Consider the following 26,668-nt stretch of genomic DNA (forward strand, 5'->3'; position numbering starts at 1 on the left):
TTTCTAAATATTATAAATCATATATGGTGTTTTATTACTTGACTTTAAAAAGTAAATGTATGCGTAGTTTAAACGGGATGATTGATCAAGATAAGATATTTCCCAGACTGGCTCGTTGTTTAACATCCCTAGTCTACTTCCTAATATTTTTTTAGGTGTTTCTTTTTCCTTTAGTTTGTTAATTGCATCTTGTTTCGATAGTCCATCAGACATTTTTTCAATTGTAACTCGTTCGCCATTTTTTTCAGGAATCCAAACGGCAATATTTTCACCATTTTTTTGCTTACCAACGGCAATATAATAGCTTTCTTTCCCATTATATAAATAGAACTTATCCATTGAAACAAGGTTCGCCTTTTCCTTTGCCTTTTTTTTAGCTAAACTTTCCGCTTTATTAATCGGTTTTGTTGATTGATAATATACATTTACGGAAAATCCCAATACAATTAATAACAATAAACATAAACCTATAATCCATTTTTTCATTTTAAACCCCTATTATGTACGATAAATTGTAAAAATCGCTTTACTTTTATCCTCTGAATCGAGGGCTAAACCAAACATTAGATCTTTTTGCTTTAATGTTCGGTTTAAAGAATCAACAATTTTATATAAATCAGCTTGATAATCGATTTTAATCGTCGATAATATTTCAATCTTACTATCCATATAAATCCCCCTACAAATAAACAAATATTGTTATAAATATCGCAGCTGATTAAAGCCACAATATAAATACACTAATCAACATTATATCAAAAAATCAATTCATTTTTGATTTTAAAAAATTTTTCTAGTCCACTTTTTTTACGTTGCTATTGCAGCGTATTTTTTTACGTTAAAACCATTTCTCAACAATTTCAATAATTTCTTTTAGCGATGCATGTTTAACAGGAATTTTTGGTATTGATTGTAAAAAGGCTTTACCATACTTTGTTGTATCTATCCTTCGGTCGAATACGATAACAATTCCTTTATCAGTATCTCTTCTAATTAGTCGTCCAAAACCTTGTTTGAAACGAATGACGGCTTCCGGTAATGAATAAGCCGTAAAAGGATTTTTCCCTTCCGCAGTTAACGCTTTGCTTTTTGCCCATATATAAGGTTCGTCAGGAGGTGAAAAAGGCAGCCTTACGATGACTAAACATGATAAATCTTCTCCAGGTATATCTACGCCTTCCCAAAAACTATTTGTCCCGAATAAGATCGCTTTCTCAAATCGTTGGAAATTCTTAATTAGCCTCGTTCGACTTCCTGCTGTAATCCCTTGAGCGATTAAGACAAAATCTTCTAACAGTCCACTTTCTTTCATAAAATTATGTGTTTGTCTTAACATTTCATTTGCGGTGAATAAGACAAGCATTCTCCCTTTTGTTGCTTGTGCAATAGCAATTAAATGACTAGAGATTGACTCTGCATATTCCTTTGAGGAAACATGAAGTATTTCCGGTACATCATTCGGAATAATCAACTTGGTCATTTCTTTATAGTGAAATGGAGAAGGTATTTGCTTTTTTACAAGATGTTCTAAATGATTCAGCCCTAATTCATTTTCGAAAAAGCTAAAAGAGTTATTTACCGTTAATGTTGCTGAAGTGAGAATCGTACTCTTCTTTTTTGAAAAAAATTCAGTCCCTAATTGATTTTTAACAGAAATTGGTTGAGATTGAACGGTAATACTATTGGGAATAGCTTTTACATCCCCTTCAATCCAGTAAACATGATCATTTGATTGTTGAATTAAAAGCATTTGTATTGTCTTTTGCAATTCATGAAATTCGTTCATAATGTTATAAATTTCTTCAACAAACGCTTTTTCTTTCTCATTTAATTTCTCACTTATTCGTTTTAAACTTGTTAGTCGCCCATTTATAGACGAATTTATTTCGTTAATTGTTGCAATTATTTTCTCTGCACAATATTTAACCGGTTGCCACTTGCTTTCATCCATCCATTTATTTACTAGACGTATTTGTGTTTTTGCCTGGGTACCTTGTTTATTACGTTCAAACATCCATCTATCCGCTATACCTAAAAATAATTCATCTATACTTCTTTCCAATTCAATAATGGAGAAATCAAGTTCAAAAGCGGGTGTTTTGGGAGTGATTTTATTTGAATCAATTAGCTTTTCTAACTGAAAAAAGGCTTGTTTTTTTTCAAATGCCCCTAATTTACTACATAAATATTTACAAGGAATGTATTCTAGTTTTTTCCCGAAAAAATGTCTTGCGCACTTTTCGAAATGATGAGCCTCATCAATAATTACGTAGTCAAATGTGCGAAAAAGGGATGATTCTTGTTTAAAATCTATAAGCATCATGGCATGATTAGTAATGACTAAATCAGCATTTTCCGCTTCTTTCCTTGCATTTAAATAAAAATCTCTTGAAACCCAAGGATCCTTATCTTTTAAATGCCAACCACCTTGTTTAATTCGGTTCCAAAATAATTTTCCTCCGCTTGAAAGGTTAATTTCATCTATATCGCCTGTCTCAGTATTTAGAAGCCATACTAATATTTGCATTTTCGAGAGTATTTCATCATACTGTGTGTCTTCATCGTGTAAGGATTGTTCGAACATAAATAAATTTATGTAATGTTGTCTTCCCTTTAATAAAACTGTTTTAAACGCAAATGGAAGCATATTCTCCAGCTTCTTAATTTCATTTTGCAATAATTGTTCCTGTAATTGAACTGTATATGTACTAATTAGAATCGGTTTATTTTCTTGAACACTTTGATACAAGCTTGGAAGTAAATATGCTAGAGATTTTCCTACCCCGGTTCCCGCTTCGATTAAGGCCGTTTTTTTCAAACGTAAAGACTCATATACGATGTCCATCATTTCAAACTGTCCGTCCCTAACCTCAAAGTGCTTTATCGTTTGAGACAACAATTTTTCTTTTTCATTCGGACTAATGGGATATTCGTATCTTTCACGATAATTTCTTTCGATATGTTTTTTCTTTTTTTTACGTAATGCAATTCCTCTATAAACTTCTAAATGTTCCGGTAAATTTTCTATATGCTTTTTCTTTCGATGGAGGATCGCCTCAAACAATACTTCTATATCACTTTTCAAACCAACAGCTAGCAGAGATAATTGTTCAAGTGTTATAAGCGGTAATTCTTTAGCAAAATTAATACAATGCAAAAGAAGTTTCGCTGTGACAAATGCATCACTATCTGCTTGATGTGGTCTTTCATGGTGAATAGAAAAACTTTCGGTTAAATCAAAAAGCTTAAAGCTGTCAGAAGACGGAAATAATACCCTCGAAAGCTCTACTGTATCGATAGTAAGTCCAACAAATTCCGAACGCCCAATTCTTTTAAATTCTTCTTGTAAAAAAGATAAATCAAATAATACATTATGGGCTACGAATATACTTCCTTCTAATATTTTCAACAAATCATCAGCGATTTCTTCGAATAAAGGGGCATCCTTTACCATTTCATCATTTATTCCTGTTAACTCTTCAATAAATACAGGAATCGATGTACATGGATTAACAAAAGTAGTATATTGATCAACAATCTGCTCGTTTTCAACGATAATAGCTGCTATTTGAATTATCCGATCGCCTTTCTTTGATGAGTTTCCTGTTGTTTCTATATCTATTACAACAAAACGATTTGTCATTAAAATCACCTTACGTCTCAAACATTATTTTATAAGTCTACCATAAAAGGCTTTACAATACACTTTTAATAAAAAGGCAAAAAACCGTATCGAAGGATGATACGGTTTTGCTTTTATTTATAAAATAGTTGCTTCAGGTTCATATGAAATCATTTGTGTAATCCGATTATTTTCATCAAGTAAGGCAATTTTTGGTTGATGGGTTTTTACATTTTCCTCTTGGACGAGTGCATATGAGATGATAATGACAATATCTCCGGTGTGAACTAGTCTTGCTGCAGCTCCATTTAGACAAATGACACCGCTTCCGCGCATACCGGGTATGATATATGTTTCAAATCTAGCACCATTATTATTATTAACAATTTGAACTTTTTCATTTGCGACCATACCTACTGCATCTAGTATATCTTCATCGATGGTTATACTTCCTACGTAATTTAAATTTGCTTCCGTAACCGTTGCTCGATGGATTTTTCCGTTCATCATCGTGCGAAACATAAAGTTTCCTCCTTTTACTGCTCTACTTCCATAATGATGTTATCGATTAACCTTGCTTTGGAAAATTTCACCGCTAGAGCAATGATAACTTTACCATGAATGTTTGCTATTGGTTCGAGTGCGGGGTATGAGTATATTTCTATATAATCAATTATTCCACTTGTATTTTTTTGTATATATTCTTTTATTTTTTCTCTTATTTTTGCCGGAGATTTTTCACCGTTCAAAATAACATTTTTCGCCAGTTCTAAGCTTTTATATAATGCAGGCGCCTCACGTCTTTCATCAACTGACAAGTATACATTTCTAGAACTTTTCGCTAATCCATCTTTTTCTCTTACAGTTTCGACTGCCACGATTTCAATAGGGAAAAAATAATCGTGTACGAGTCCCTCAACAACTGCTATTTGCTGGGCATCTTTCTTTCCAAAATAAGCCTTATCAGGGATAACGATATGGAATAATTTTGATAAAATGGTGACAACTCCGTCAAAATGACCTTCACGGCTTTTTCCACAAAGAACATTTGTCCTTTTCAATACCGACAGTTGGTTTCCCATTTCATTTGGATACATTTCATCTACAGATGGGGCGAATAGATAATTTACACCCGCGTTTTCCGCCAAACGTCGATCTCGTTCAAAATCCCTCGGATACGTTTCGAAATCTTCGTTAGGTCCAAATTGGGTAGGGTTAACAAAAATACTCATGATCGTAATATCATTGTCCTGTTTTGCTTTTTTTACTAAGGAGAGATGACCTTCATGTAAAAATCCCATTGTAGGAACAAATCCAATTGTCTTTGCTTTATATTTGTGATTTTTTACAATTCGGTTCATCTCTACCCTATCTGTAATTACTTCCATTTTATTTTCCTCCGTATAATGTCGACAATTCTTCTTCTTTCATCGAAAAGGTATGTTTTTCTTCCGGAAATTGTAAAGATTTTACTTCTCGGACGTATTCTTTTAATCCTTTGCTAATTAATTCATTCGCATCTGCATAAGTTTTTACAAATTTCGGCACTCGATCTACACCTAATTTGACCAAGTCATGAAAAACTAACACTTGCCCATCAACATCTGCACCTGCTCCAATGCCTATGACAGGAATAGAAAGCCGCTTGCTTACTTCTTTCGCTAACTGTTTCGGAACACATTCCAAAACTAATGCAAATGCACCAGCTTCTTCACATTTTAAGGCATCTTCGATTAATTGATTTGCTGCCTCTGCTGTTTTTCCTTGCACTTTATATCCGCCTAAAACACCGACAGTTTGTGGAGTTAATCCAAGATGTGCCATAACAGGTATTCCAGAAGTAGTAAGCGCTTCAATCATTTGAATAACATTACCGCCACCTTCCACTTTAACAGCATTTGCTTCTCCATCTTGAATAATATTTGCCGCTGCTGTTAACGTCGCTTCACGGTTTAAATGGTAGGTCATAAATGGCATATCAGTAACGATAAATGTCGACTTTGCTCCCCGTTTTACCGCTTTCGTATGGTGAATCATATCATTTATCGTAACGGGTACTGTAGAATCATATCCTAGCACAACCATACCTAATGAGTCGCCGACGAGAATAATATCAACACCTGATTCTTCTGATAATTTTGCTGTAGGAAAATCATATGCTGTAACCATCGCAATTTTTTCGTTCGTTTCTTTCATTTTCAAAAAATCAGTCGTTTGTTTCATGCTTTTTCCTCCTTTTTTGTCAATACATGACTTCATAAGAAAGTAGCTTGAACAAATGCGACCTTGCTTTATAGGTTAAGGATTGGGTACTTATTTTTTCATTAATTTTAAGCAAAAAGGAGTCCTTCCGACCGGCAGAAGGACCCCTTTATCATTCACATTAAATCTCGACCCTCTGTCCCCGTCCACAATGGATCAAGGCAGAATACTATGAAATTAATAACTGTTAAAGCAAGGTGCAGTTCCAATGGATACTACCCAATAAAAGTATATCAAAAAAAAATATATTGTAACTATCATTTTATTTCTTAATTTCGATATCCGCGGAATATATTTCATGCATATGCCCCGTATCATCTTCAATTTTTAAAATTCCTTCATCTGTAATTCCTATTGCTCTTCCAGTAATCGATCCCGTTACCGTACGGGCAATTATTTCTTTGCCGATACTAATGGCATAGCTTTCCCATAAAATTTTAAGGGGAGCAAACCCCTTTTCCAAATATACATGATAATATTTTTCTAATTTCATTAAAATGCATTGTATCAGTTTTGCACGAGTAATTTTTCGACCGCTTTCTATCGCTAATGATGTCGCAATGGATTGAAGCTCATCCGGAAAATCCGATAATTGTTGATTGACGTTAATACCAATCCCTATTATAATCGAATCGATTTTGTCAACATCCGCTTGTAATTCAGTTAAAATCCCCGTCACTTTTTTTCCATTTATCAATATATCATTGGGCCATTTAATTTCCGGTAGTACATTCGTCAATTCCTCTATTGCCTGAACAACAGCTATAGCTGCAATTAGAGTAAATTGAGGAGCTTTTTGTGGAGAGAGGTTAGGTCTTAAAACAATACTCATCCATACACCTGTGTATTTTGGCGAGTACCAATGTCTTGTCAATCGGCCTCTGCCATTTTTTTGTTCCTCTGCAATGACGATTGTTCCTTCTGGACAGCCCTCCTGGGATAGTTTATGCGCTACCTTTTGGGTGGAATCGGTTGAATCTAAATAATGGATTAAATGACCAAGAAATTTTGTGTTAAGGCCAAGTCTAATTTCATTTTCCGATACACGATCTTCAGTTGAAACGATTCTGTATCCTTTTTTCCGGACGGCTTCTAATTCAAAGCCTTCTTTTCGTAATTCCTCAATATGCTTCCAAATAGCAGTCCTTGAGCAACCTAAAATATCTGCTAGAGCTTGTCCTGATAAAAATTCTCCATTTGCTTCTGTAAAAGCTTCTAGCAATCGTTTTCTTGTTGGAGATTGCACGTTAGAATCCACCCCTTTATTGCTTTCTTTTCATTAGCAACTAGTTTTAACACTACAGCCTTTTCAATCATTTCTAATGCTCGCTTAATCCATGGTCCTCCGGGACGTTCAAACCATGTCATTAAATCAGTACCCGTCACTTTCAATTCTTCTCGCTTTTGGATAGGCATTGACAAAAATATATTATTAATTTTTTGTTCGACATTTTCGTCTGATTGATTTTGGATCATTTGATAAACCGATTCTACATCTATTGAAATTTCTTTCGTTGCCTGATAGAGCGAATATACGGTCCATCCCTCTTCCAACCTTTTATGTAAAAAAAACAATGCTTTTGATAAATAGTTGATTTTCTTAGTCGACATTCTCCATGATTTTAGAAAACTAGTTGGATTATTCGTTTTTGAAAGAAAAAGCAACAATAACCATACTTGATTTTCTGATAAGTGATCAATTTCCCATTTTTGAAGGCAAGGAAAAAGGTCTTTATGATGTTTCAATTCCGGTAAATAGTTCCACAAATCACATTCATATAAAAATTGGAGCGCTTGTTTTTTATTTTTCCCTTGAAAAAGTTTTGTACATTCTTGCAAAATACGTTCAACTGCAATATGTTGCAAAAGTGGCGCATTTGCTTTAATTGCCAGCTTCGTTTCATGTTCTAAGGAAAAGCTTAACTGGCTTACAAATCGGATTGCCCGCATCATTCTTAACGCGTCCTCATGAAATCGCTCATTTGCTTTGCCGACACACTCAATCACGCGATTTTTAAGAGCAAGGCGTCCGTGAAACGGGTCAATGATTTCACCATGTATATTCATTGCGATCGCATTCATTGTAAAATCTCGTCGTTTCAAATCTTCTGTTAAAGATCGAATAAATCTCACTTTTTCCGGTCGGCGATGATCGATATATTCAGATTCAGATCTGAAGGTTGTCACCTCGTAACCTTTTCCTTTGTAAATGACTAATATTGTTCCGTGTTCAATACCTGTATCAATCGTTACAGAAAAAATGTTTTTTACTTCCTCGGGTGTTGCTGAAGTAGCAATATCAACATCAGCAATGGAACGATTCAATAAATAATCACGGACGGAGCCACCAACAAAATACGCTTCAAAACGTTGTTCTTCTAATTTTTGAATAATTGGCTTAGCACTTAGGAATGGTTCTTTCATTCCATTCCCACCTTTTCATTTTCTAATTTAAGGTGATAATAGATTGCTTCATATTGATTTACAATTTTTTCGGATAGAAACCTGGTATGTACACTTTCTAGTGCATTTTGAGAAAATTGTTGATGACGTTTTTCATCCATTAATAGTGTAATTGCTCGATCTGCCATCGCATCGATATCGCCTAATTCACAAAGAAACCCATTATATTTATCTGTTATTACTTCGGGAATTCCTCCTATATTTGTCCCTATACATGGAACACCGCAGGCCATTGCTTCTAACGCGACTAATCCAAAGCTTTCTTTTTGTGATAACAACAACATTAAATCACTGATCGAATACAATTCTTCTAAGCTGTCTTGCTTTCCTAACAATAAAACATGCTCACTTAAGTTTAATTCTTGAACAAGTTTACAAATAATCGTCATTTCAGGGCCATCTCCAACAAGAAGTAATTTTGCCGGGATACGCTCTTTTACTTTAGCGAACATTTTAACAACATCCGGAACTCTTTTTACTTGACGAAAATTTGATACATGAATTAACACCTTTTCATCAGAAGAAATACCATATTCCGATTTCAAATGTGTCGAATCCATTTTTTTATATATTCTTTCATCAATAAAATTATAAACAGTATCTATGTACTTATTGGGCTGGATTAATTCATTTGTTTGCTGTACTAATGAATTAGAAACAGCGGTAACATAATCGGATTGCTCAATGCCGAAACGTATTGCTTCTGTTAACGATGGATCATAACCTAAGACCGTAATATCTGTACCATGAAGTGTGGTAACAATTTTCACATTTGTTCCAGCCATTTGTTTTGCTAATATGGCACAAACTGCATGTGGCATTGCATAATGGACATGAAGAATATCTAATTTTTCTCTTTTTATCACTTCGGCCATTTTACTTGCCAATGCTATATCATACGGAGGATATTGAAAAACAGCATACTGATTTACCTCTACTTGATGAAAGTAAATATTGTGATACATTTTATTCAATCGAAACGGTATACTTGATGTGATAAAATGAATTTCGTGACCTCTTTCAGCTAGAAATTTCCCTAATTCAGTGGCAATGACACCTGATCCTCCTACAGTAGGATAACATGTGATACCTATTTTTAACTTTTTATTCATTCACCAAACACATCCATATTTAATAATAAAGGTTTTGTAGCTTTAAATCCCTCGGCAAAAGGTACTCCCACCTCTTTTCCGAACATTCTTTCCCTAGCTTTCACACTTTCAATATACCCTTCTGTTAGAGGTGTTTTCACGCCATTGTCCATTTGAACAAATTGGCTTTGATAGGCATGCAAACTTGCAATTTTGTGTTCCATAAAAGGAGTGATATCAATAACAAAATCCGGTTTATGAAATCCATTAATCATATAATAGAATAAATTTTTTGCCTTATGTGCCTCTAATGAGCCAGTTGTAAATTTCCGAATACCGGCTGAAAATACAGCTTCTTTCACAAGCTGTGCACAATTCCCATGATCCGGATGTCTATCTTCAAAATAAGGGGCAAAAATAATAGATGGTTTGTATGTGCGAATAATTTCTACAATCATTTGTATATGATCGTTATTTATGTAAAGGCCGCGATCCGGTATTGTAAGAGATACCCTTTCTTTTACCCCTAACATGTTTGCTGCTTTAAGGGCTTCTTTTTTTCTATTTTCAACTGTTCCATTTGAAGATAATTCTGCTTCAGTTAAGTCACAAATGACAACTGATTTGCCTTCTTGAGACCATTTTGCGATGGATGCTCCCATTCCAATTTCAACATCATCTGCGTGGGCCCCAAACGCAAGAATATCTATTGTATTATTCATTTTTCGTTTCACCTCTAGTAATACTTCGCCATTCTAAGTCACCTTTATCCAATCCGCGTATAAGTACCTCGGCTGTTCCCATATTTGTTGCAAGTGGGACGGAATAAACATCACATAATCTCATTAAAGCAGAAACATCTGGTTCATGTGGCTGTGCTGTTAACGGATCCCGAAAAAAGATAACCATGTCCAATTTATTTTTCGCAATTAATGCACCGATTTCCTGATCTCCACCATATGGACCGGACTGAAAACGATGGACAGATAATTTTGTTTCTTCCATTATTCTTTTTCCTGTTGTGCCTGTTGCATAAAGGTGATGTTTCGAAAAAATCCTTTTATACGCGGTAACAAAACGTAACATATCATCTTTTTTCTTATCGTGCGCGATTAATGCAATTTCCATATAACCATCCCCTTAAATGATTATTCGATAATGTTTTCTAATCCGTAAATTAATGTACTTGCATTCATAACCGTTTCAATCGATAATTTAACACCTGACATAAACGAATCACGATTATATGAATCATGGCGTATTGTTAGTGATTCACCTTCGGACCCAAACATTACTTGCTGGTGAGCGATAAGACCAGGTAAACGGACACTATGTATATGCATGCCATCAATATTTGCCCCTCTAGCACCATTAATCGTTTCTTTTTCATTTGGATGTCCTTGTTCTTTTTTCTTCCGTACTTCAGAAATCATTTCTGCTGTTTTTACGGCTGTGCCTGAAGGAGCATCTAATTTTTGATCATGGTGCAGTTCGATAATTTCTATATCGTTAAAGTATCTGGCTGCCATTTGAGAAAACTTCATCATTAACACAGCTCCAATTGCAAAGTTGGGAGCTATGATACAGCCAATCTCTTTCTCTTCGGCCAGTTGTTTAATTTCATCGAGTTGTGCTAATGTAAATCCTGTTGTCCCGACAACAGGTCTTACTCCATATTGAAGCGATGTTTTTGTATGTAAGTATCCGAATTCAGGCGTGGTTAAATCAACTAATACGTCAGCGTTTGACTTTTGAAGGCACTCTTCTATATTAGTGAAAATAGGAATATCTTTATATTTATCAAAACCATCTATTTCATTAAGCATTTGACCATCATACTTATGATCCAAAACACTTACTAATTCAAACTTTTCATTTAGATGAACCATTTTTACTGCTGCTTTGCCCATTTTTCCTCGCGGTCCAGCAATGATGACACGAATCTTACTCATTTATGTTCTCCTCACTTTTTGATTATTTATTTTTTCGTCCAACGATCTTTATCTCGGGTGTTGAATTTATGCATAACCCGATTATGTGCATCTTCCAAATCAATATTTAATGAATTAGCTAGACACATAATAACAAACTGTAAGTCACCTAATTCTTCCTCAATTGTTTTTTCATCTTCTGATTCTTTCTTTGGTTTTTCTCCATAGTAGTGATTAATTTCTCGCGCCAATTCACCTAGCTCCTCTGTTAAACGAGCAACCATCGCAAGAGGACTAAAATATCCTTCTTTAAATTGGCTAATATATTTATCTACTTCTTGTTGCATGACTTTAATTGTTTTATCGTTCACTATTAACACCTCACTCGTATATTTCATGTTAGCTAAATCTGCATTTATTTACAAATATTTTTGTTCAGAATATATTTTTGATAATTGCATGCAATCTCATTTTTCTATTAGTTAAATAATAACCAACCATTGCTAGTTTTTCATCTGTTTTATATAATAAGACCGTTGTGCTAAATTGGATTTATTTTCTTATATCGACTTAAAGTCCATCAATTGGATATTCTATACACAAACGAACAGGAGGATGCAGATATGCGAATTGGTATAAAAGCAAAAAATATATTGTTTATTTTATTAGGTTCTGCAATTTTTGCATTTGGAATCGTACATTTTAATATGCAAAATAATTTAGCTGAGGGCGGTTTTACAGGAATTACATTACTTCTCTATTCCCTTTTTAAAATAGATCCTTCGTATTCCAATTTAATATTAAACATCCCTATTTTTTTTATTGGATGGAGGTTACTTGGAAAAAGAGCATTTATTTATACGATTATCGGAACGATTGCAACATCATTGTTTTTATGGGTTTTCCAAAGGAAACATTTTACTATACCACTTGAGCATGATATGTTTCTTGCAGCGCTGTTTGCAGGTATTTTTATAGGTATTGGTTTAGGAATTATCTTTAGATACGGAGGAACAACTGGTGGTGTAGATATTATCGCCCGACTCGTCTTCAAATATAAAGGACTAGCAATGGGAAGAACGATGTTTATCTTTGATGCATGTGTTATTACATTATCACTTATTACGTATTTAGATTATCGTGAAGCCATGTATACATTAGTTGCCGTCTTTGTTGGCGCGAGGGTTATTGACTTTATGCAAGAAGGAGCCTATTCCGCAAGAGGAGCATTAATTATTTCACCGAAGCACGATGAAATCGCTAGCCTTATTATGAAAGATATGGACAGAGGTGTGACCGTATTAAGAGGTCATGGGTCCTATACAAAAGAGGATAAAGATGTCCTTTACTGTGTTGTTGGAAAAAATGAAATTGTCCGTTTAAAAGGCTTGATTAATTCAATTGATCCACATGCATTTGTATCCGTGTCTATCGTACACGATGTGCTTGGGGAAGGATTTACACTAGACGAAAATAAAAAACCAATTGAAATATAAAAAGGAAGGGATGAAACCCTTCCTTTTACTCGTCTCTTGAAATATTTGTGAAAATAAGAATCATACGAAGCATTTCAATAACCGCAACAGCTGCTGCTGCAACATAAGTCAATGCAGCGGCGTTTAATACTTTCCGTGCATTTCGTTCTTCACTGTTATTAATAATACCGAGACCAACAATTTGATCCAACGCTCTAGATGATGCATTGAATTCGACCGGCAGTGTAACTAGTTGAAAAAGAACTCCTAGTCCCATTAAAACGATTCCGATTAATAACATATTAGGTATACGTGAAAGCATTCCAATAATGATAAAAATCCACGATGCATTAGACCCAATATTTGCGAGGGGTACTAACGAATGACGAAATCTTAAAGGTCCATAACCGTCTTTATCCTGAATGGCATGGCCCACCTCATGTGCTGCAACAGCCGCACCTGCAACCGATTGTCCATGGTAATTAGACGAAGATAAATGAACGGTTTTCGTCATTGGATTATAGTGATCGCTTAAAAAGCCACTGTGTTCTACTACTTTTACATTATACAATCCGTTTTCGTCTAAAATTCTTCTTGCAACTTCCGCACCATTCATACCTGCTGTAGTTGGAACTTTAGCAAATTTGTTAAATGTACTTTTCACTTTCATTTGTGCCCAAATGGGAATGAGCGCAATAATGATGTAGTAAATGATGAACTCCATTTTATCCTCCATGTAGATAATATTTCTTAGTATTATTTTATTAGATTCGTATCAAAGGGTCAATCATTATGCTCTTTCTGTTTTCTTTTGTTTTCACCTTTATATTTTCTCCATCCAGTGTAAGAAAGTGTAAGAATTATGATACTTCCTGTTGTAATAATCACCCACCATAATGACGGATCCGTTTCATCCTTATCTGCATTTTCGAACATATTTTGAAGGTCAGCCTCTAATTTTGTTAATTGGACAATCCCGCTCGTATCAGTTAAAAGTTTTGAACTATATTTATCAATAAATGTAATTTTTGCTTCTAATTTTTGAATTTTATCCACTGACAAATCTATTTTTAAACTGGGCTGAATGAGTGAATATTTAGTTAAAAATGAATTCAACTTGGTTCGGAAGCTGTCGTAGTTGTTTTCTTTTGCTGCTTCCTTTACTTGAGAAAATGCCGTCATTATTGGATCTTGTAATTCTGTCCATAGTGGTTGATAACGAGAATTCATCGCATCAACAACTAAACGGAATGTTGTTACTCTATTTATTTTTTCTTCAGGTGAAAGCTTTACATTATTGACGGCAAATAATGCTTCTTTAAGAGAGTCTTCAAGAATCCTTATTTCATCCATAGAAAAGTATTGATTTAAACCGGCGGCTTCTACAATATCATTTGAAAGTTGCTTAAGAATACGTTCCGCTCCTTCATACTGCCCGAATTTGGTCAATTGTAATGCTTCATCTGCAGACCTGTCCATTTTTTCAATAACGACAGCGGAAGAGGCAAATACGTTATTTGCTAAAAAAAATGACATCGTCACTAGAAGGATAATTAATCTCACTTTCATTCTTGTCCCTCCTCTAACTACTACGTATTGTCAAAACATCTATAGTAAAAAGTTAATAATTCCTTGATTTAAAGAGCTTCACAAGCAAAAAACTTGCCACCCCCTGAAACCTAAGGATAATTGAGGTTACCACACACACAATACCTTAGAACAGGAAGTGACAAGTTGTATCCTCAATTATTAACCTATTTACTCGAATTTATCAAGTATCAAGAACATATTATTCGTTATTTATTGACTCTTCTTGTAGGTGAAAATATGTTTGAGAAACCAACGGAAGAGCCCGTTAATATGCCTTATCGAAAGCTTCAGGTAGATGATCTTCCGATTATTGAAACGATTGAACAGCTTGACTATAAAATTCTTTTACAAGAGTTCTATGAGCAGCACGGGAAACCTCTCAAACCGGTTCAAAGGCGTGCTAATTCAAAAGTATCAGTACCTAAATCATTGAACTGTCCACAGTGTGGTGCTCCTTCGGACTTTCTTTATGCCAACAATGGAGATAAAGGTCAGTTTCAATGTAAGGTATGTTCTTGTCTATTCAGTGATAAGAATCGTTTTTCCAAAGAGGCTATTTTAAAATGCCCTCACTGTGCCAGAACTCTTGAGAAGATCAAGGAACGGAAAGATTTCTCCGTTTTCAAGTGTAAAAATAATGACTGTTCCTATTATCAAAAGAAGCTGCAAGCGATGTCTCCCAAAGAGAAGAAACGATTTGAAAAAGATCCTCAAGCATTTAAAGTAAGATATATTTTTCGTCAGTTTCATATAGACTTTTTACCTTTGTCTAAACAATCACCTGAACTTCCAAGGGTTGATTTGTCCAAGATCTATGCTTCACCACATACATTGGGTTTGATTTTGACCTATCACATAAACTATGGACTTTCGGCCCGTAGGACAGCAGCCATTATGCAAGATATCCACGGTGTAGCGATTTCTCATCAAACGATATTGAATTACGAAAACAGTGTGGCACTTTTGCTTAAGTCTTATGTGGATCATTATCCGTACGAGCTTTCCGATCAATTCTCCGGAGATGAAACTTACATCAAAGTGAACGGAAAATGGCACTACTTATTTTTCTTTTTTGATGCGGTAAAAAAGATTATTCTTTCCTATCCTGTGTCTCCTAATCGGGATACAGCATCAGCCATTCGAGCCATTGATAAAGTGTTAGTGAAGATGAAAGAGATCCCGGAGAATCTTACCTTCGTAGTCGATGGAAATCCAATTTACCTTCTGGCTCAACACTTTTTCGCCCAGCATGGAATTCGCTTTGATGTGAAACAAGTCATCGGATTGACGAATGAGGACCCGGTTTCGGCTGAATATAGGCCTCTGAAACAAATCATCGAGAGACTGAACCGAACTTTCAAGGGCAATTATCGCTCTACGCATGGCTTTGGATCCGAACAAGGATCTGTTTCTTATGTCACCCTGTTTGTGGCTTATTTTAACTTTCTACGTCCTCATGCATCCCTAGAAGGTAAAGTGCCTGTTGTTAATCCAGAGATATCAGGGTTGCCAACAATGCCAGCTCGATGGACAAAGCTTATTGGACTAGCCCAACAGTGGATTTTTGAACAAAGGTCTGCCTAACTTTTTGTTTAGCAGAGCCCTTAAGCTTTTGAGCTATTCAGCAATCGGCGGAGCGAACTCTTGACAAACCGAACTTGCCAATGGTTTAAAATTGTAAAAACCAAGGGCTTATTTGGCATGCCTTCTTTTTGTCCCCTTCGCCCTTGTTATCCTGAATTCAAACCATTGGCGTGTTTGTCAAGAGCGATTGCGGGGCCGTTCCACCAATAACTGTAAAGAGAACTGAGTGTCTATTGAGTTTTCATAGAACTTTTGACACTACCAACTACTAGTAAAGTGTATGTAAAAGAGGACAAGTGTAGACCAAAAATAAAATATGTATATGCTTAACGGTTATGCCACATTGTCAATTTAAGACTATTTTTTCTAACTGAAAAATAATATGCAAGACCTAATGATAGAATGCTCAACCAAAATGTAAAATATCCTATTTCACGGGCATACACATCTAATGCACCATACTTAGGAAATTGCATAAATACATAGTCAATTATATCATTATGTAATGTCCATATTGCAGCAACCACAATATGCTTTAGCTTAATTCGATAAAAAGGAGAATATAAAATGCCTTCTATTGCCATCGAACCATGTGAAATAATCAGCATATATCCCTGCCACGGCAGATATCCCGTAAATTTCAGTGTTAAGATGTTCATTACAACCGCCCAAACCCCATATTTAAATAACGTAACAATTGCTAAGGCTTCGATATAGGGCCAATTTTTTTTGATTAAGAATGCAAACAAAACAATAGTGAAAAACAAACTTGCTGTAGGGCTATCCGGGACAAAGGGCAGAAATTTGGTTGGCGTTACCTCAAATTGCGGTTTATACCATATATATCCATAAATAGTCCCTATTAAATTTACGATAAACAATATCCAGACAACTGTTCGATTCGCTAAAATCGGAAAGAGATACCTCATTTACTCCCCTCTCTTTCTATTTTTTTACTTTTCAATAAATTTATATTGAAAGAAAAGCTGGCATGTTTGCCAGCTTTTCCAATGCTTAATTATTTTTTTAGCCCAGCGATAAACTCGGATAATTTTTTCAAATCATCAGGAGAACCTTTAAATTGGTTCGCAGGCATTTTACCGCTTTTTGTACCATGCTGTGCAATGTCAGCTACTTCTTTAGCGCTTAGACCAGTGCCAATTAAACTAGGTGCAGCAGGTCCACCTGTAAGGTTTTCTCCATGACATTGAATACAAGATTGTTTTGAGAAAACTTTATATCCTGGATCTTCTTTATCAATATCCACTTTTGCAACAATTTTACCTTGCTCAGCAGCTTTTTTCCAGTCATGATGTGCTGCAGCTTCCCAAGTCAAATAGAAGACAGCCGCAACTGATAATAGCATGAATCCTGTTGCAAATGGACGTTTTAATGGACGTCGTTGTGGACCACGATCAATGAAAGGAGCTAAAAGCAAACCAACAAATGCAATACCCGGAATAATTAATCCAATGATATTATATGGTCCTGATGCATAAGAATATTTCAACATTTGATAAAGGAATAAGAAATACCAGTCAGGCATTGGAATATATCCTGCATCTGCTGGATCAGCTATACGCTCAAGTGGTGCTGGATGCGCTGCAGTTAAACATAAAAAACCGACTAGAAATACTGCACCAACCATCCATTCTTTCAATAGAAAGTTCGGCCAAAATGCTTCTGTTTTACCGGGATATTCTGAGTAATCCTTAGGGCCCATCGGTTTTCGTACTGAAGGGTCAAGGATACGTGAATCCCCTACAAACTTCATCCCTTTTCCACGATGCATTAAGTCCCCCTCCTTCTTCATAAAAAGTCATTAAACAAATAGTGTTCCAATTAAATTTTATAGTGGACCCGAAATACCTTGTTTACGAATCATTAAGAAATGGGCTGCCATTAATCCTAATAACACTGCCGGTAAGAAGAATACATGGATCGCAAAGAAACGAGTCAATGTTTGTGCACCAACAATATCAGGATGTCCCGAAAGCAATTCTTTCGCATACGGTCCTATTAACGGTACCGAGTCTGCTATTTGCAATGTAACTTTTGTAGCAAATAATGCTTTCATATCCCAAGGTAATAAATAACCTGTTAAACCAAGTCCAAGCATAACAAATAAAATAAGTACTCCGACAATCCAGTTTAATTCACGTGGTTTTTTATATGCCCCTTGGAAGAAAACACGTAGTGTATGTAAGAAAATCATAACAATTACTAAACTTGCTCCCCAATGGTGCATACCGCGAACAATCTGTCCGAATGCTACTTCGTTTTGAAGATAGTAAACGGATTCCCAAGCATTTTTGATATCCGGTACATAGTACATTGTTAAAAACATACCAGATAAGATTTGGATAACCGTAATGAAAAAGGTTAAACCACCAAAACAGTAAACAAACGCAGAAAAATGGTGTGCAGGGTTTACATGTTCCGGTACTTCATGATCAGCGATATCTCGCCATAAAGGCGTAATATCTAAGCGCTCATCAACCCAATCATAGATTTTATTAAGCAATGATTACGCCTCCTTTACTTCACAAATGGATTTTCTTTCGGTTTACCTAAATACAAGAAACCATCTTTAACTTTCGTTGGATATGCATCCAATGGCTTCGATGGTGGTGTACCAGGTACGTTTTTGCCGTTAAGTTCGTAGCGTCCACCATGACAAGGACAATAGAATTGGTTTGGGTGTTGTTTGTTTTCTCCCCAAGTAACGTTACAACCTAAGTGTTTACAAACAGGTGAAAGGGCTATAATTTCTCCTTTTTCATCTTTATACACCCATGCGGTTTGAGTAACATTTGACTTGTACCATGCATCGACTTGTTCGTATTTAAATTCGACACGTGTAGGCTCATTTGTCAAGTCAGCTACTTTTTTGCTCGTTGCATGAAATTCCCCAGCACCTCTATGCTGTAATACAGGATCCACGGCAAAACGAACCATTGGCATTAAAATTCCGGCTGCCATAAACCCACCTACACCCGTAAGTGTGTAGCTAAGAAATTGACGTCTTGTTACAGGATTCTTGCTCATCCTTTTCCCCCCTCTAACAGTAAGGTAAGTCCAATGGACAAAAAATTATAATCGCACAAATACAAACTAGGACATAACCATGATATACCAATCTCCTACCAAGGTCAATATGATAGTCATTCAAAAACATGTCAACAATGTGACGAATAATCGAATTATTTTATAGTTTGCCATTTTTGAACAATAATATTTATTAATTGCTTTACTTGGTCCTCCATAATGGAATGTTTATATTGTTCATCCATGTGTTCAAGCGGGACAGATGGTAACCATATAATATCTTTGATTTTTTCTTGATTGCTCCAAGAACTATCAGATGTTAAATAAAAGATATGTGAAAATCCGGTTTCTTTTAATTTCACCTCCCAATTTTGAAGCATGTTCATTTGTTGTTCTTTTTCAAGAGTTGATAAATAAGTAAATGCGGGAAATAGAAGCATTCTTCCTTTAAATTGTCTTTCGAGATGCAAGGATAATAAATCGATAAATTCTCCTTGGGACGCAGCTTGTTTCATTTCATGACCAAATGAAATAGGCAATAGCGGTACCACCGCTGTATCAATAAATTGTTGTTCTTTTAAATATACTTCCACATCTTTACTATTCCAAAGCATATAAACACTCCTATGTTTATTATTTCGTTTTCTTTTCCAAAACATGCAAAAAACTTACAGTACTTTTCCCCATCTATGCATTACCATTATAATTAAAGATAATATGTATCACAATTAATTTAAATAAAGTCTTTTGAGATAAATAAAAACTCCTCTTGCACATGCAAGAGGGGAAAGAACTTGACTGCTAAAGTTGTTTTAACTGCTCTGTTAATTTTCGGAAGGCGCTTATATCATGATTATCTAAAGCTTCATCAATTTGACTGAGTAATTTTTCTTTTTGAAAACTTACAATACTTTGTTGTAAAAACTTCTCAGCAATGACTCGATCCTCATCATTAATGTGTAACAAATTTGGCATAAATGGGTTTTCTTCTAGTACTGCTGCATATTGATAAGAAATATTGGCAGCTTTGAAATTGAGTTGTATATAAATATCCTCTTCTCTATTTAAGCGAATATCATGGAATGATTTTTCTGCATCCGTTGTCATAATATTTTCCTTATAAAAACGGAACGGTACACTCTCCACACAATGTGTCGACATAATCAATCCACGGGGACAAAACTGAGCTTCGTCAACAAAATGGACTTTCTCCATCAGCTGGTCATGGCTCATAAGATAGTTCAAAATCCAAACTGATTCTCTTCTCTTTAGTTGATAATGGTTTAAAAACCAACGTATAAAATCCTTCTTCTCGTTGACAGATACAGGGGTGGCAGCCAATGAAAATCCCTCCTCTGCATAATGATTTATGCTTTTTAATTGTTTTCTAATCGTTCCAAAAGTGAGGTCCATTCTTCATTTAATGGATCTTCATGAACGAGCGATCGAAAAATAGATATTGCTTCCACTCGCTTTCCATCTTCAATCAAAAAATATCCATAATCCGCTAAAAACTCCGGATTATTTTTTAAATCATTATATGCTTGCTGGTAGTGGTTTAATGCATCGTGAAATTTCTCGAGATTTTGAAATGAAATGGCAACGTCCCAGTGTAATTGCGGATCCATGTCCCCCTCTTTATCCATTTGTAAAGTAAGGTCTATCACGTCCTCATACCTGTTCTGATGTAGGAATAACTTGTTTAAAGTTAATGCTGCATCAATATACCCTGGGTCTAATGCTAACGCGTTCCGAAAATAAGTTTCAGCTAATTCCTCTTTACCCATTTTTAAAGCGAGTTTACCCCCAAATTGAAATAGCTCTTTATTATACTCATCAACAGCTATTCCTTCCTTAACCGCTTGCAAGGAGTTTGGAAGCTCTTCCTCACTTTCATAGCACTTAGCTAAATATAAGTAAAGTGAATGGTATTCAGGGTCTATCGCCTTCAGCTTATTAAATAATTCGATACCCTTCTTGTAAAAACCTGCTTGATAAGCCGTAAATGCATAGCCAAATAATGTATTAATATCATTATTTTCTTCTAAACCTTGCTCAAAGTACGGAAGTGCCTCTTCAAATTTTCCAGCTGCACTTAGCGCCTCTCCGATACGACTGTGTACATTTACTCCAACGAATGTATCATTTCCGGATACAATTAGTTCTTCATAAAACTTAATTGCTTCAATATTTCTCCCTAGAGAAGCATATAGCTCTGCTAAGGCAAAATCAACTATAGGCTCGTTAGGCAATATTTCCTTCGCTTGCAACAATTTATATTCACTTACTTCTGTTAAACCTTGCATTTGATAAAGGTCAGCTAAAATTAATAATGATCTTGGAAAATCAGGATCCGTCTCATTGACTGAATCTAGATAAGAGATCGCTTCTTCTTCATTATCCATTTCAATTAATATTTCAGCCAATGTTACTTTTAATTCTCCTTCATTCGGATATAACGCCAATAAATATTCATATAAATCTTTTGCCTCGTTTAAAAAGCCTAATTGTAATAATTCTTCTGCAAGTAAAAAAATGTCTTCGTGGCTTCCGGATGATTTTACCTTTGAAATACTCTCTTTCGCTCTTTCTAGTTCACCTTTTTCTAAAAACTGTATGATTTGCTGAATATTTTTCATAAAAATATTGATCCCTTTCTAAAGCCAATAATATATTTATACAAAAAGAGAAGTTCTATTTATAATTATTTCTTCCCCACAACCCGGACGGAACGCAACTGCGTTTTCAGATGTGACCACCCGGCCTTTGTGTACCATTATAGCTAATCTATCATAATCATAATGAATCCCTTTTTGTTCAGCAACTATCTTGTTTTTAAAATATAGATTATAGTTTATTTCTCCACCAATATGCAAATCTCCTCTTTTCGGATATAGACCAAATTTCTTCAAATTTTTCACAGATATTGGCGTTTTTTCTTGAATTTCATCAAATAATCTAGGGATTTTTGCCTCATCCAATACTTCATTCCATTTTTTTATAATGGTTTTCCGTTTCGTGTCTTTATTTGGCAATCCTGCTGGAATTAAAATTGGATTATACGGAAACATCGCTTCTCGGATCCACCCCCAAGGCATTTGAGATATTAAAGATTCATCATCCAGTTCCACAAAGATTATTGCTATTTTCTCCTTTTTACATTTGCGTATTAGACTTGGGGAGAGTATTTTTATTGGAAGCCTTAATGCTAAAACATAATCAACAGGACTGTTTAACAGTGATACTCTCTTTTTGTGAAGCTCTCGATCAAATTGATATTCGTAGTGAATAGAAAAGGGAGTAATGATTGTGTGACACCCCTTTAATAAATAATGTCTTTTGGAGTATTGTTTTAATAACTGAAAGTTTTCACTGGGGAGATGGGAATCAAGCATGACATGAGTTGGAGTCATAATAAAAGATGAAACATCCATTTTCAAAATTGGCGTTTTAACGTTTGCAGGTTTAATCGATTGAACTGCATTATTTTTAATATAAAAGGAGATATTTTTTATACATTCTTGCTCTTCGGAATAAACATTTGCCCTATCAATAATATACATGATTTCCCCTCCATCGAAATGGTATATAGACAAGCTATGCACCAAAAGAGGGGAAAATGACATTGAAATTAACTATAATTACTTAGTTGCTAGCAGTTGATGTAAATCTTCAAAAAATGTCGGATAGGAAACGTTTATTGCGTCCGTGCCTTCAAGATGGACTGTGTCTTTTGAAATTAATGAAGCAATGCCCAACATCATTCCTATTCGATGGTCGCCATGGCTATGAACATGTCCACCGTTTAGCTGGACTCTGCCCTTAATTATCATTCCATCGTTTGTTGCTTCAATATCTGCTCCTAAAGTTTTCAACTCTTTTACAACAGTATCAATACGATTCGTTTCTTTTACTTTTAATTCTTCAGCATTTTTAATAATCGTAGTTCCTTCAGCCTGAGTCGCAAGAAGAGCAATAATTGGCAATTCGTCTATTAAACGCGGAATTAAGTCCCCGCCAATCTCTATTCCTTTTAAATTTGATGTTTTAACCATGATGTTTCCTACAGGTTCATACGTTTGGTCGCAATTTTCTTCAATATGAATGTCTCCACCCATTTCTTTTAAAACTTCAATAATACCAATCCTTGTTGGATTTAGTCCTACATTTTCCAATACTACCTCACTATTATTGATTAAGGCCGCAGCTACCATAAAAAACGCAGCAGAAGATATATCTCCGGGAACATCTATTTTCGCCCCATGGAGCTCCTGTTTCCCTGTTATTTTAATCGTATGTTGCTCTAATTTTATTTTGCCGCCGAATTGTTTAATCATTCTCTCTGTGTGATCTCGCGTAGAAACTGGTTCAATAATTGTCGTTTCACCATCAATTTGTAATGCCGCTAGCAATAATGCTGATTTTACTTGGGCGCTAGCTACAGGCATCTCGTATTGTATTGGCTTTAATTGGCCTCCAACAATCGATAAAGGAGTGTAATTACCTTGATTACGTCCTTGAATAATTGCTCCCATTTCTTGGAGGGGTTGTGTTACTCGATGCATAGGTCTTTTCGCTATCGACTCATCGCCAATAATAACTGTATGGAATGGTCTTCCCGCTAATAAACCAAGAATAAGGCGTGTAGTAGTGCCTGAATTACCCACATCCAATATGTCGACAGGCTCTAATAAACCATCGAATCCTATTCCATATATTCTAATCTCATCGATTGATTCCTCTATTTTTACACCTAATTTTCGAAAGCATTCGATTGTACTTCGACAGTCCGCTCCTTGTAAAAAGTTACGAACGATAGTGACTCCATTTGCGACTGCACCAAACATAATAGCCCGGTGTGAGATCGATTTATCTCCCGGAACTTTAATTGTTCCTTTTAGTCCTTTATTTACTGGATGAAGCTCAGTTACACTCATTTCATTTTTCATCACCTTTATTTCAATCTTTTTCAGTCTATTGGATAAATAATTCATAGGAAGTCCGGTTTTCCAAACATTTTTTTGCGTTTTCACGGTCTTCAGCATTTTGAAAACTGATTCGCAGAACACCATAAATATCTTCACGCGTTTCCAAAATTCGAACATTTGTAATGCTAATGCTTTCTTCTGCTAAATATCCTGTTATTTCAGAAATTACACCCGGATAGTCAGGTACATCCACGTATAAATCATAAAATGAATGTATAGCACCTTTCGTGTGAACCGGTAATTCGTCTCGATAAGTTTTCGCCTGAATAAAAAACTGAAAAATCCTGTCGTAATCTTCTTGTTCAATCATACCGCGAATATTTTCCATATCTTGATTCCACTCATTTAATAATCCTAATATTACCTGTTTATTTCTAATTGTAATATCCGACCACATGCTTGGATTTGATGAAGCAATTCTTGTAATGTCGCGAAATCCACCTGCTGCCAGTCTTGATAACAAAGGATATTTATCTTGATACGAACGAGCTTGGCCAACGAGTGAGGCAGCAATTATATGCGGAAAGTGACTTAAAATTCCCGTCATTTCATCATGTTCATCAGCTGACAATTCCAAAAATTTTGCATTTGTTCCTTTAAGTAATTGTTTTAACTCATTTATTCTTCCATTCGATACTTTTGATACAGAAGATAAAATATAAAAAGCATTTTCAAATAAATGTTCTCTCGCAGCTGTAACACCACTTTTATGGGAACCCGCCATTGGATGACCGCCAATGAAGCAAATTCCTTTTTCCGTTAGGATAGATGCTTTATTAATTATAGATTTCTTCGTGCTTGCTGTATCGGTTACAATTACATTTTCTTTTAATTGAAAATGTGATAATCGTTCAATCATTTTTTCTGTTTCCACAACTGGGATTGATATAACAATAAAATCCGCATTTTCCGCACCATGTTGTAAATTATTTTCTTCATGATCAATAACTTTTAAAATTTTCGCTTGATGTGTAGTGTTATGATCCACATCATATCCGATAATTTTCATATCAGGATACGATTTTTTAATCGATAATGCAATAGATCCTCCTATTAACCCTAAACCTATAATCAAAATATTTCCTTGCAAAAACGTCTCCCCCTGGATGTTATATTAAATATTTTCAGTTTTTAATCGCCTGTTTTTCAAGAAATGCCTTCATCGCGTGGATGACACCGCTATTTTGTTCACTCGTACCGATCGTTACCCGAATGGATGTAGGAAATCCTAATTGTTTCCCCGAACGGACAATGTACCCTTTTGATAGTAAAAATGTAAAAACATCATCGCCATCACATTGAAAATCGATTAAAATAAAATTGCCTTGAGATTGATAGTAATGTAAATTATGTTTTTGACAAAAGTCATAAAAACGTTCCAATTCTTTTTTATTTAATGCTGCGCATTGAGAAACAAACTCTTGATCCTTTAATGCCTCCGACGCTACCTTTTGAGCAAGGACATTCGTATTGAATGGTTGCCGAACAGGTTCTAACGCACTGATAATTTCTTCGGAAGCTATCCCATAGCCCACTCGAAAACTTGCAAGTCCATAGATTTTAGAAAATGTTCTCGTTACAATTAAATTCGGATATTTATCAATAAGCGATAATGCATCATAATAATCATCAGCGTCAACATATTCATAATACGCTTCATCTAAAACAATTAATATATCCTTTGGTACTTGTTGGAGAAAATTCATCAATTTATCATTAGTGATATACGTACCTGTAGGATTATTGGGACTGCATAACCATACGATAGCTGTTTGGTGATCCAATGCTTTTAGCATATTATCAAGATCATGGTTGCCATCAACTAACGGAATTTCCCGTACTTCCGCACCTTCCATTATTGCATTATGTTTATATTGCGAAAAAGTTGGACATGCCATGACTGTATTTTTTCCCGGCTCAAGAAGGGCCTTTGAAATGATTTGTAATAATTCATCTGTGCCATTTGAGAAGATTAGCTGGGTAGGTTTAACACCAAGAAATTTGGCAGCTTCTTCGCGAAGATTAGTAGCGTATCCATCAGGATAATAGGAAAACATTGATGTTGCATCCTCTTCCAGAACTTTTTTTACTTTTTCGGAAAATCCATAAGGGTTTTCATTAGAAGCCAATTTAAATATTTCTTTAAGATTATACATTTTTTTCACTTCGTCAATGGATTTACCTGGCTGATAAGCATGTAAATTAACTATTTGATTTTTCCATTTCATTATATCCACCTACCTATTTTTTTGGAGATCCGGTCGTAAAATCTTTGTATTTTTTAAATATACATGGTTAATCTCGTGCTGTTTTCTTTCAGTGTTTATGTGCATCATAATGCGAATACAAAGTGGTAAACCCCCATCTACATTGATTTCCTTCATACACATTACTGGTACATATATCCAAGAAGGGAATCTACGTAATGCTTTTGCCGGAAAAGTAGCATCAATATCATCGGTTACTGATATGAAAACAGAAGCAACATTCGTTGCTTCTAAATTATTTTGTTCTATCATTTCTTGCACTAATGTTTCAGTGGCTTCAATTATTTCCTTTTCCTTATTTTCAGAAACAGTCGTTGCTCCTCTAACCCCGCGAATCATGCTATTCC

Annotated in this window: 29 protein-coding genes; 2 read left to right on the forward strand and 27 right to left on the reverse strand. The window is 35.2% G+C overall.

Annotated features, from left to right (window positions below; all coding sequences use genetic code 11):
- Positions 1-3: 3 nt before the first annotated feature.
- The 13 genes from MKY81_RS16440 to MKY81_RS16500 form a co-directional block, all read right to left on the reverse strand.
- Positions 4-486 (reverse strand): cell wall elongation regulator TseB-like domain-containing protein, encoded by a 483-nt coding sequence (locus MKY81_RS16440; RefSeq protein ID WP_341118352.1) that lies wholly within the window; start codon positions 484-486, stop codon positions 4-6.
- A 12-nt stretch (positions 487-498) separates the two neighbouring features.
- Positions 499-669, reverse strand: a complete 171-nt coding sequence (locus MKY81_RS16445) for a YpmA family protein (RefSeq protein ID WP_341118353.1) — start codon at positions 667-669, stop codon at positions 499-501.
- 169 nt (positions 670-838) lie between these two features.
- Positions 839-3,643, reverse strand: a complete 2,805-nt coding sequence (gene dinG, locus MKY81_RS16450) for an ATP-dependent DNA helicase DinG (RefSeq protein ID WP_328007414.1) — start codon at positions 3,641-3,643, stop codon at positions 839-841.
- A 117-nt stretch (positions 3,644-3,760) separates the two neighbouring features.
- The gene (gene panD / locus MKY81_RS16455; protein WP_066228569.1) at positions 3,761-4,144 is read right to left on the reverse strand and encodes an aspartate 1-decarboxylase; all 384 of its coding nucleotides are present in this window, start codon (positions 4,142-4,144) and stop codon (positions 3,761-3,763) included.
- Between the two features lie 14 nt (positions 4,145-4,158).
- Positions 4,159-5,010 carry a pantoate--beta-alanine ligase gene (gene panC, locus MKY81_RS16460; protein WP_341118354.1) on the reverse strand — a complete coding sequence of 284 codons (852 nt, stop codon included), beginning with the start codon at positions 5,008-5,010 and terminating at the stop codon, positions 4,159-4,161.
- A gap of 1 nt (position 5,011) precedes the next feature.
- Positions 5,012-5,845, reverse strand: coding sequence for a 3-methyl-2-oxobutanoate hydroxymethyltransferase (gene panB, locus MKY81_RS16465; RefSeq protein ID WP_341118355.1), 834 nt, complete (start codon positions 5,843-5,845; stop codon positions 5,012-5,014).
- 301 nt (positions 5,846-6,146) lie between these two features.
- Positions 6,147-7,130 carry a biotin--[acetyl-CoA-carboxylase] ligase gene (locus MKY81_RS16470; RefSeq protein WP_341118356.1) on the reverse strand — a complete coding sequence of 328 codons (984 nt, stop codon included), beginning with the start codon at positions 7,128-7,130 and terminating at the stop codon, positions 6,147-6,149.
- Positions 7,100-8,308 (reverse strand): CCA tRNA nucleotidyltransferase, encoded by a 1,209-nt coding sequence (locus MKY81_RS16475; protein WP_341118357.1) that lies wholly within the window; start codon positions 8,306-8,308, stop codon positions 7,100-7,102. The genes MKY81_RS16470 and MKY81_RS16475 overlap by 31 nt, the downstream gene beginning before the upstream one ends.
- The gene (gene bshA, locus MKY81_RS16480; RefSeq protein ID WP_341118358.1) at positions 8,305-9,459 is read right to left on the reverse strand and encodes an N-acetyl-alpha-D-glucosaminyl L-malate synthase BshA; all 1,155 of its coding nucleotides are present in this window, start codon (positions 9,457-9,459) and stop codon (positions 8,305-8,307) included. The genes MKY81_RS16475 and bshA overlap by 4 nt, the downstream gene beginning before the upstream one ends.
- Positions 9,456-10,160, reverse strand: a complete 705-nt coding sequence (gene bshB1 / locus MKY81_RS16485) for a bacillithiol biosynthesis deacetylase BshB1 (RefSeq protein ID WP_341118360.1) — start codon at positions 10,158-10,160, stop codon at positions 9,456-9,458. The genes bshA and bshB1 overlap by 4 nt, the downstream gene beginning before the upstream one ends.
- Complete coding sequence (mgsA, locus tag MKY81_RS16490) at positions 10,153-10,566, reverse strand: methylglyoxal synthase (protein WP_341118361.1); 414 nt, start codon at positions 10,564-10,566, stop codon at positions 10,153-10,155. The genes bshB1 and mgsA overlap by 8 nt, the downstream gene beginning before the upstream one ends.
- A 20-nt stretch (positions 10,567-10,586) precedes the next feature.
- On the reverse strand, positions 10,587-11,390 hold the full coding sequence (gene dapB / locus MKY81_RS16495) for a 4-hydroxy-tetrahydrodipicolinate reductase (protein WP_341118362.1): 804 nt from the start codon (positions 11,388-11,390) through the stop codon (positions 10,587-10,589).
- Between the two features lie 26 nt (positions 11,391-11,416).
- The gene (locus MKY81_RS16500) at positions 11,417-11,767 is read right to left on the reverse strand and encodes a nucleotide pyrophosphohydrolase (protein ID WP_445663932.1); all 351 of its coding nucleotides are present in this window, start codon (positions 11,765-11,767) and stop codon (positions 11,417-11,419) included.
- Positions 11,768-11,992: 225 nt separating this feature from the next.
- Here MKY81_RS16500 and MKY81_RS16505 point away from each other — a divergent pair, with 225 nt between their 5' ends.
- Positions 11,993-12,865 carry a YitT family protein gene (locus MKY81_RS16505; RefSeq protein WP_108071404.1) on the forward strand — a complete coding sequence of 291 codons (873 nt, stop codon included), beginning with the start codon at positions 11,993-11,995 and terminating at the stop codon, positions 12,863-12,865.
- Positions 12,866-12,890: 25 nt separating this feature from the next.
- On the opposite strand, the gene MKY81_RS16510 is transcribed toward MKY81_RS16505, so the two are convergent.
- Positions 12,891-13,568, reverse strand: a complete 678-nt coding sequence (locus MKY81_RS16510) for a zinc metallopeptidase (protein WP_108071402.1) — start codon at positions 13,566-13,568, stop codon at positions 12,891-12,893.
- A 59-nt stretch (positions 13,569-13,627) separates the two neighbouring features.
- The gene (locus MKY81_RS16515; protein ID WP_108071400.1) at positions 13,628-14,413 is read right to left on the reverse strand and encodes a sporulation protein YpjB; all 786 of its coding nucleotides are present in this window, start codon (positions 14,411-14,413) and stop codon (positions 13,628-13,630) included.
- 165 nt (positions 14,414-14,578) lie between these two features.
- Here MKY81_RS16515 and MKY81_RS16520 point away from each other — a divergent pair, with 165 nt between their 5' ends.
- The gene (locus MKY81_RS16520; protein WP_066235067.1) at positions 14,579-16,018 is read left to right on the forward strand and encodes a DDE-type integrase/transposase/recombinase; all 1,440 of its coding nucleotides are present in this window, start codon (positions 14,579-14,581) and stop codon (positions 16,016-16,018) included.
- A gap of 326 nt (positions 16,019-16,344) precedes the next feature.
- Here MKY81_RS16520 and MKY81_RS16525 read toward each other — a convergent pair whose 3' ends face one another.
- The 12 genes from MKY81_RS16525 to aroH form a co-directional block, all read right to left on the reverse strand.
- The gene (locus MKY81_RS16525) at positions 16,345-16,947 is read right to left on the reverse strand and encodes a DUF1405 domain-containing protein (protein ID WP_108071398.1); all 603 of its coding nucleotides are present in this window, start codon (positions 16,945-16,947) and stop codon (positions 16,345-16,347) included.
- A gap of 89 nt (positions 16,948-17,036) precedes the next feature.
- A complete protein-coding gene (locus tag MKY81_RS16530; protein ID WP_066228611.1) occupies positions 17,037-17,810 on the reverse strand; it encodes a menaquinol-cytochrome c reductase cytochrome b/c subunit in 774 nt (257 codons plus the stop codon).
- A gap of 57 nt (positions 17,811-17,867) precedes the next feature.
- Positions 17,868-18,542, reverse strand: a complete 675-nt coding sequence (gene qcrB / locus MKY81_RS16535; protein ID WP_058002373.1) for a menaquinol-cytochrome c reductase cytochrome b subunit — start codon at positions 18,540-18,542, stop codon at positions 17,868-17,870.
- Between the two features lie 14 nt (positions 18,543-18,556).
- Entirely contained in the window at positions 18,557-19,066 is a 510-nt protein-coding gene (locus MKY81_RS16540; RefSeq protein ID WP_108071396.1) for a QcrA and Rieske domain-containing protein, read from the reverse strand.
- Between the two features lie 155 nt (positions 19,067-19,221).
- A complete protein-coding gene (locus tag MKY81_RS16545) occupies positions 19,222-19,680 on the reverse strand; it encodes a YpiF family protein (RefSeq protein ID WP_108071394.1) in 459 nt (152 codons plus the stop codon).
- 187 nt (positions 19,681-19,867) lie between these two features.
- Entirely contained in the window at positions 19,868-20,407 is a 540-nt protein-coding gene (locus MKY81_RS16550) for a ReoY family proteolytic degradation factor (protein ID WP_244913472.1), read from the reverse strand.
- Between the two features lie 35 nt (positions 20,408-20,442).
- Positions 20,443-21,705: a tetratricopeptide repeat protein gene (locus tag MKY81_RS16555; protein ID WP_108071390.1), complete on the reverse strand. Its 1,263-nt coding sequence runs from the start codon at positions 21,703-21,705 to the stop codon at positions 20,443-20,445.
- Positions 21,706-21,741: 36 nt separating this feature from the next.
- On the reverse strand, positions 21,742-22,629 hold the full coding sequence (locus tag MKY81_RS16560; protein ID WP_341118363.1) for a hypothetical protein: 888 nt from the start codon (positions 22,627-22,629) through the stop codon (positions 21,742-21,744).
- 78 nt (positions 22,630-22,707) lie between these two features.
- Positions 22,708-24,003, reverse strand: a complete 1,296-nt coding sequence (gene aroA / locus MKY81_RS16565) for a 3-phosphoshikimate 1-carboxyvinyltransferase (RefSeq protein WP_341118794.1) — start codon at positions 24,001-24,003, stop codon at positions 22,708-22,710.
- A 37-nt stretch (positions 24,004-24,040) separates the two neighbouring features.
- On the reverse strand, positions 24,041-25,144 hold the full coding sequence (locus MKY81_RS16570) for a prephenate dehydrogenase (protein WP_341118364.1): 1,104 nt from the start codon (positions 25,142-25,144) through the stop codon (positions 24,041-24,043).
- A 34-nt stretch (positions 25,145-25,178) separates the two neighbouring features.
- The gene (hisC, locus tag MKY81_RS16575) at positions 25,179-26,282 is read right to left on the reverse strand and encodes a histidinol-phosphate transaminase (protein WP_341118365.1); all 1,104 of its coding nucleotides are present in this window, start codon (positions 26,280-26,282) and stop codon (positions 25,179-25,181) included.
- A 9-nt stretch (positions 26,283-26,291) separates the two neighbouring features.
- Positions 26,292-26,660 (reverse strand): chorismate mutase, encoded by a 369-nt coding sequence (gene aroH / locus MKY81_RS16580; RefSeq protein WP_341118366.1) that lies wholly within the window; start codon positions 26,658-26,660, stop codon positions 26,292-26,294.
- Positions 26,661-26,668 lie beyond the last annotated feature (8 nt).

This window comes from Heyndrickxia sp. FSL W8-0423 (assembly GCF_038009395.1).
GTDB classification, from domain to species: domain Bacteria; phylum Bacillota; class Bacilli; order Bacillales; family Bacillaceae_C; genus Heyndrickxia; species Heyndrickxia sporothermodurans.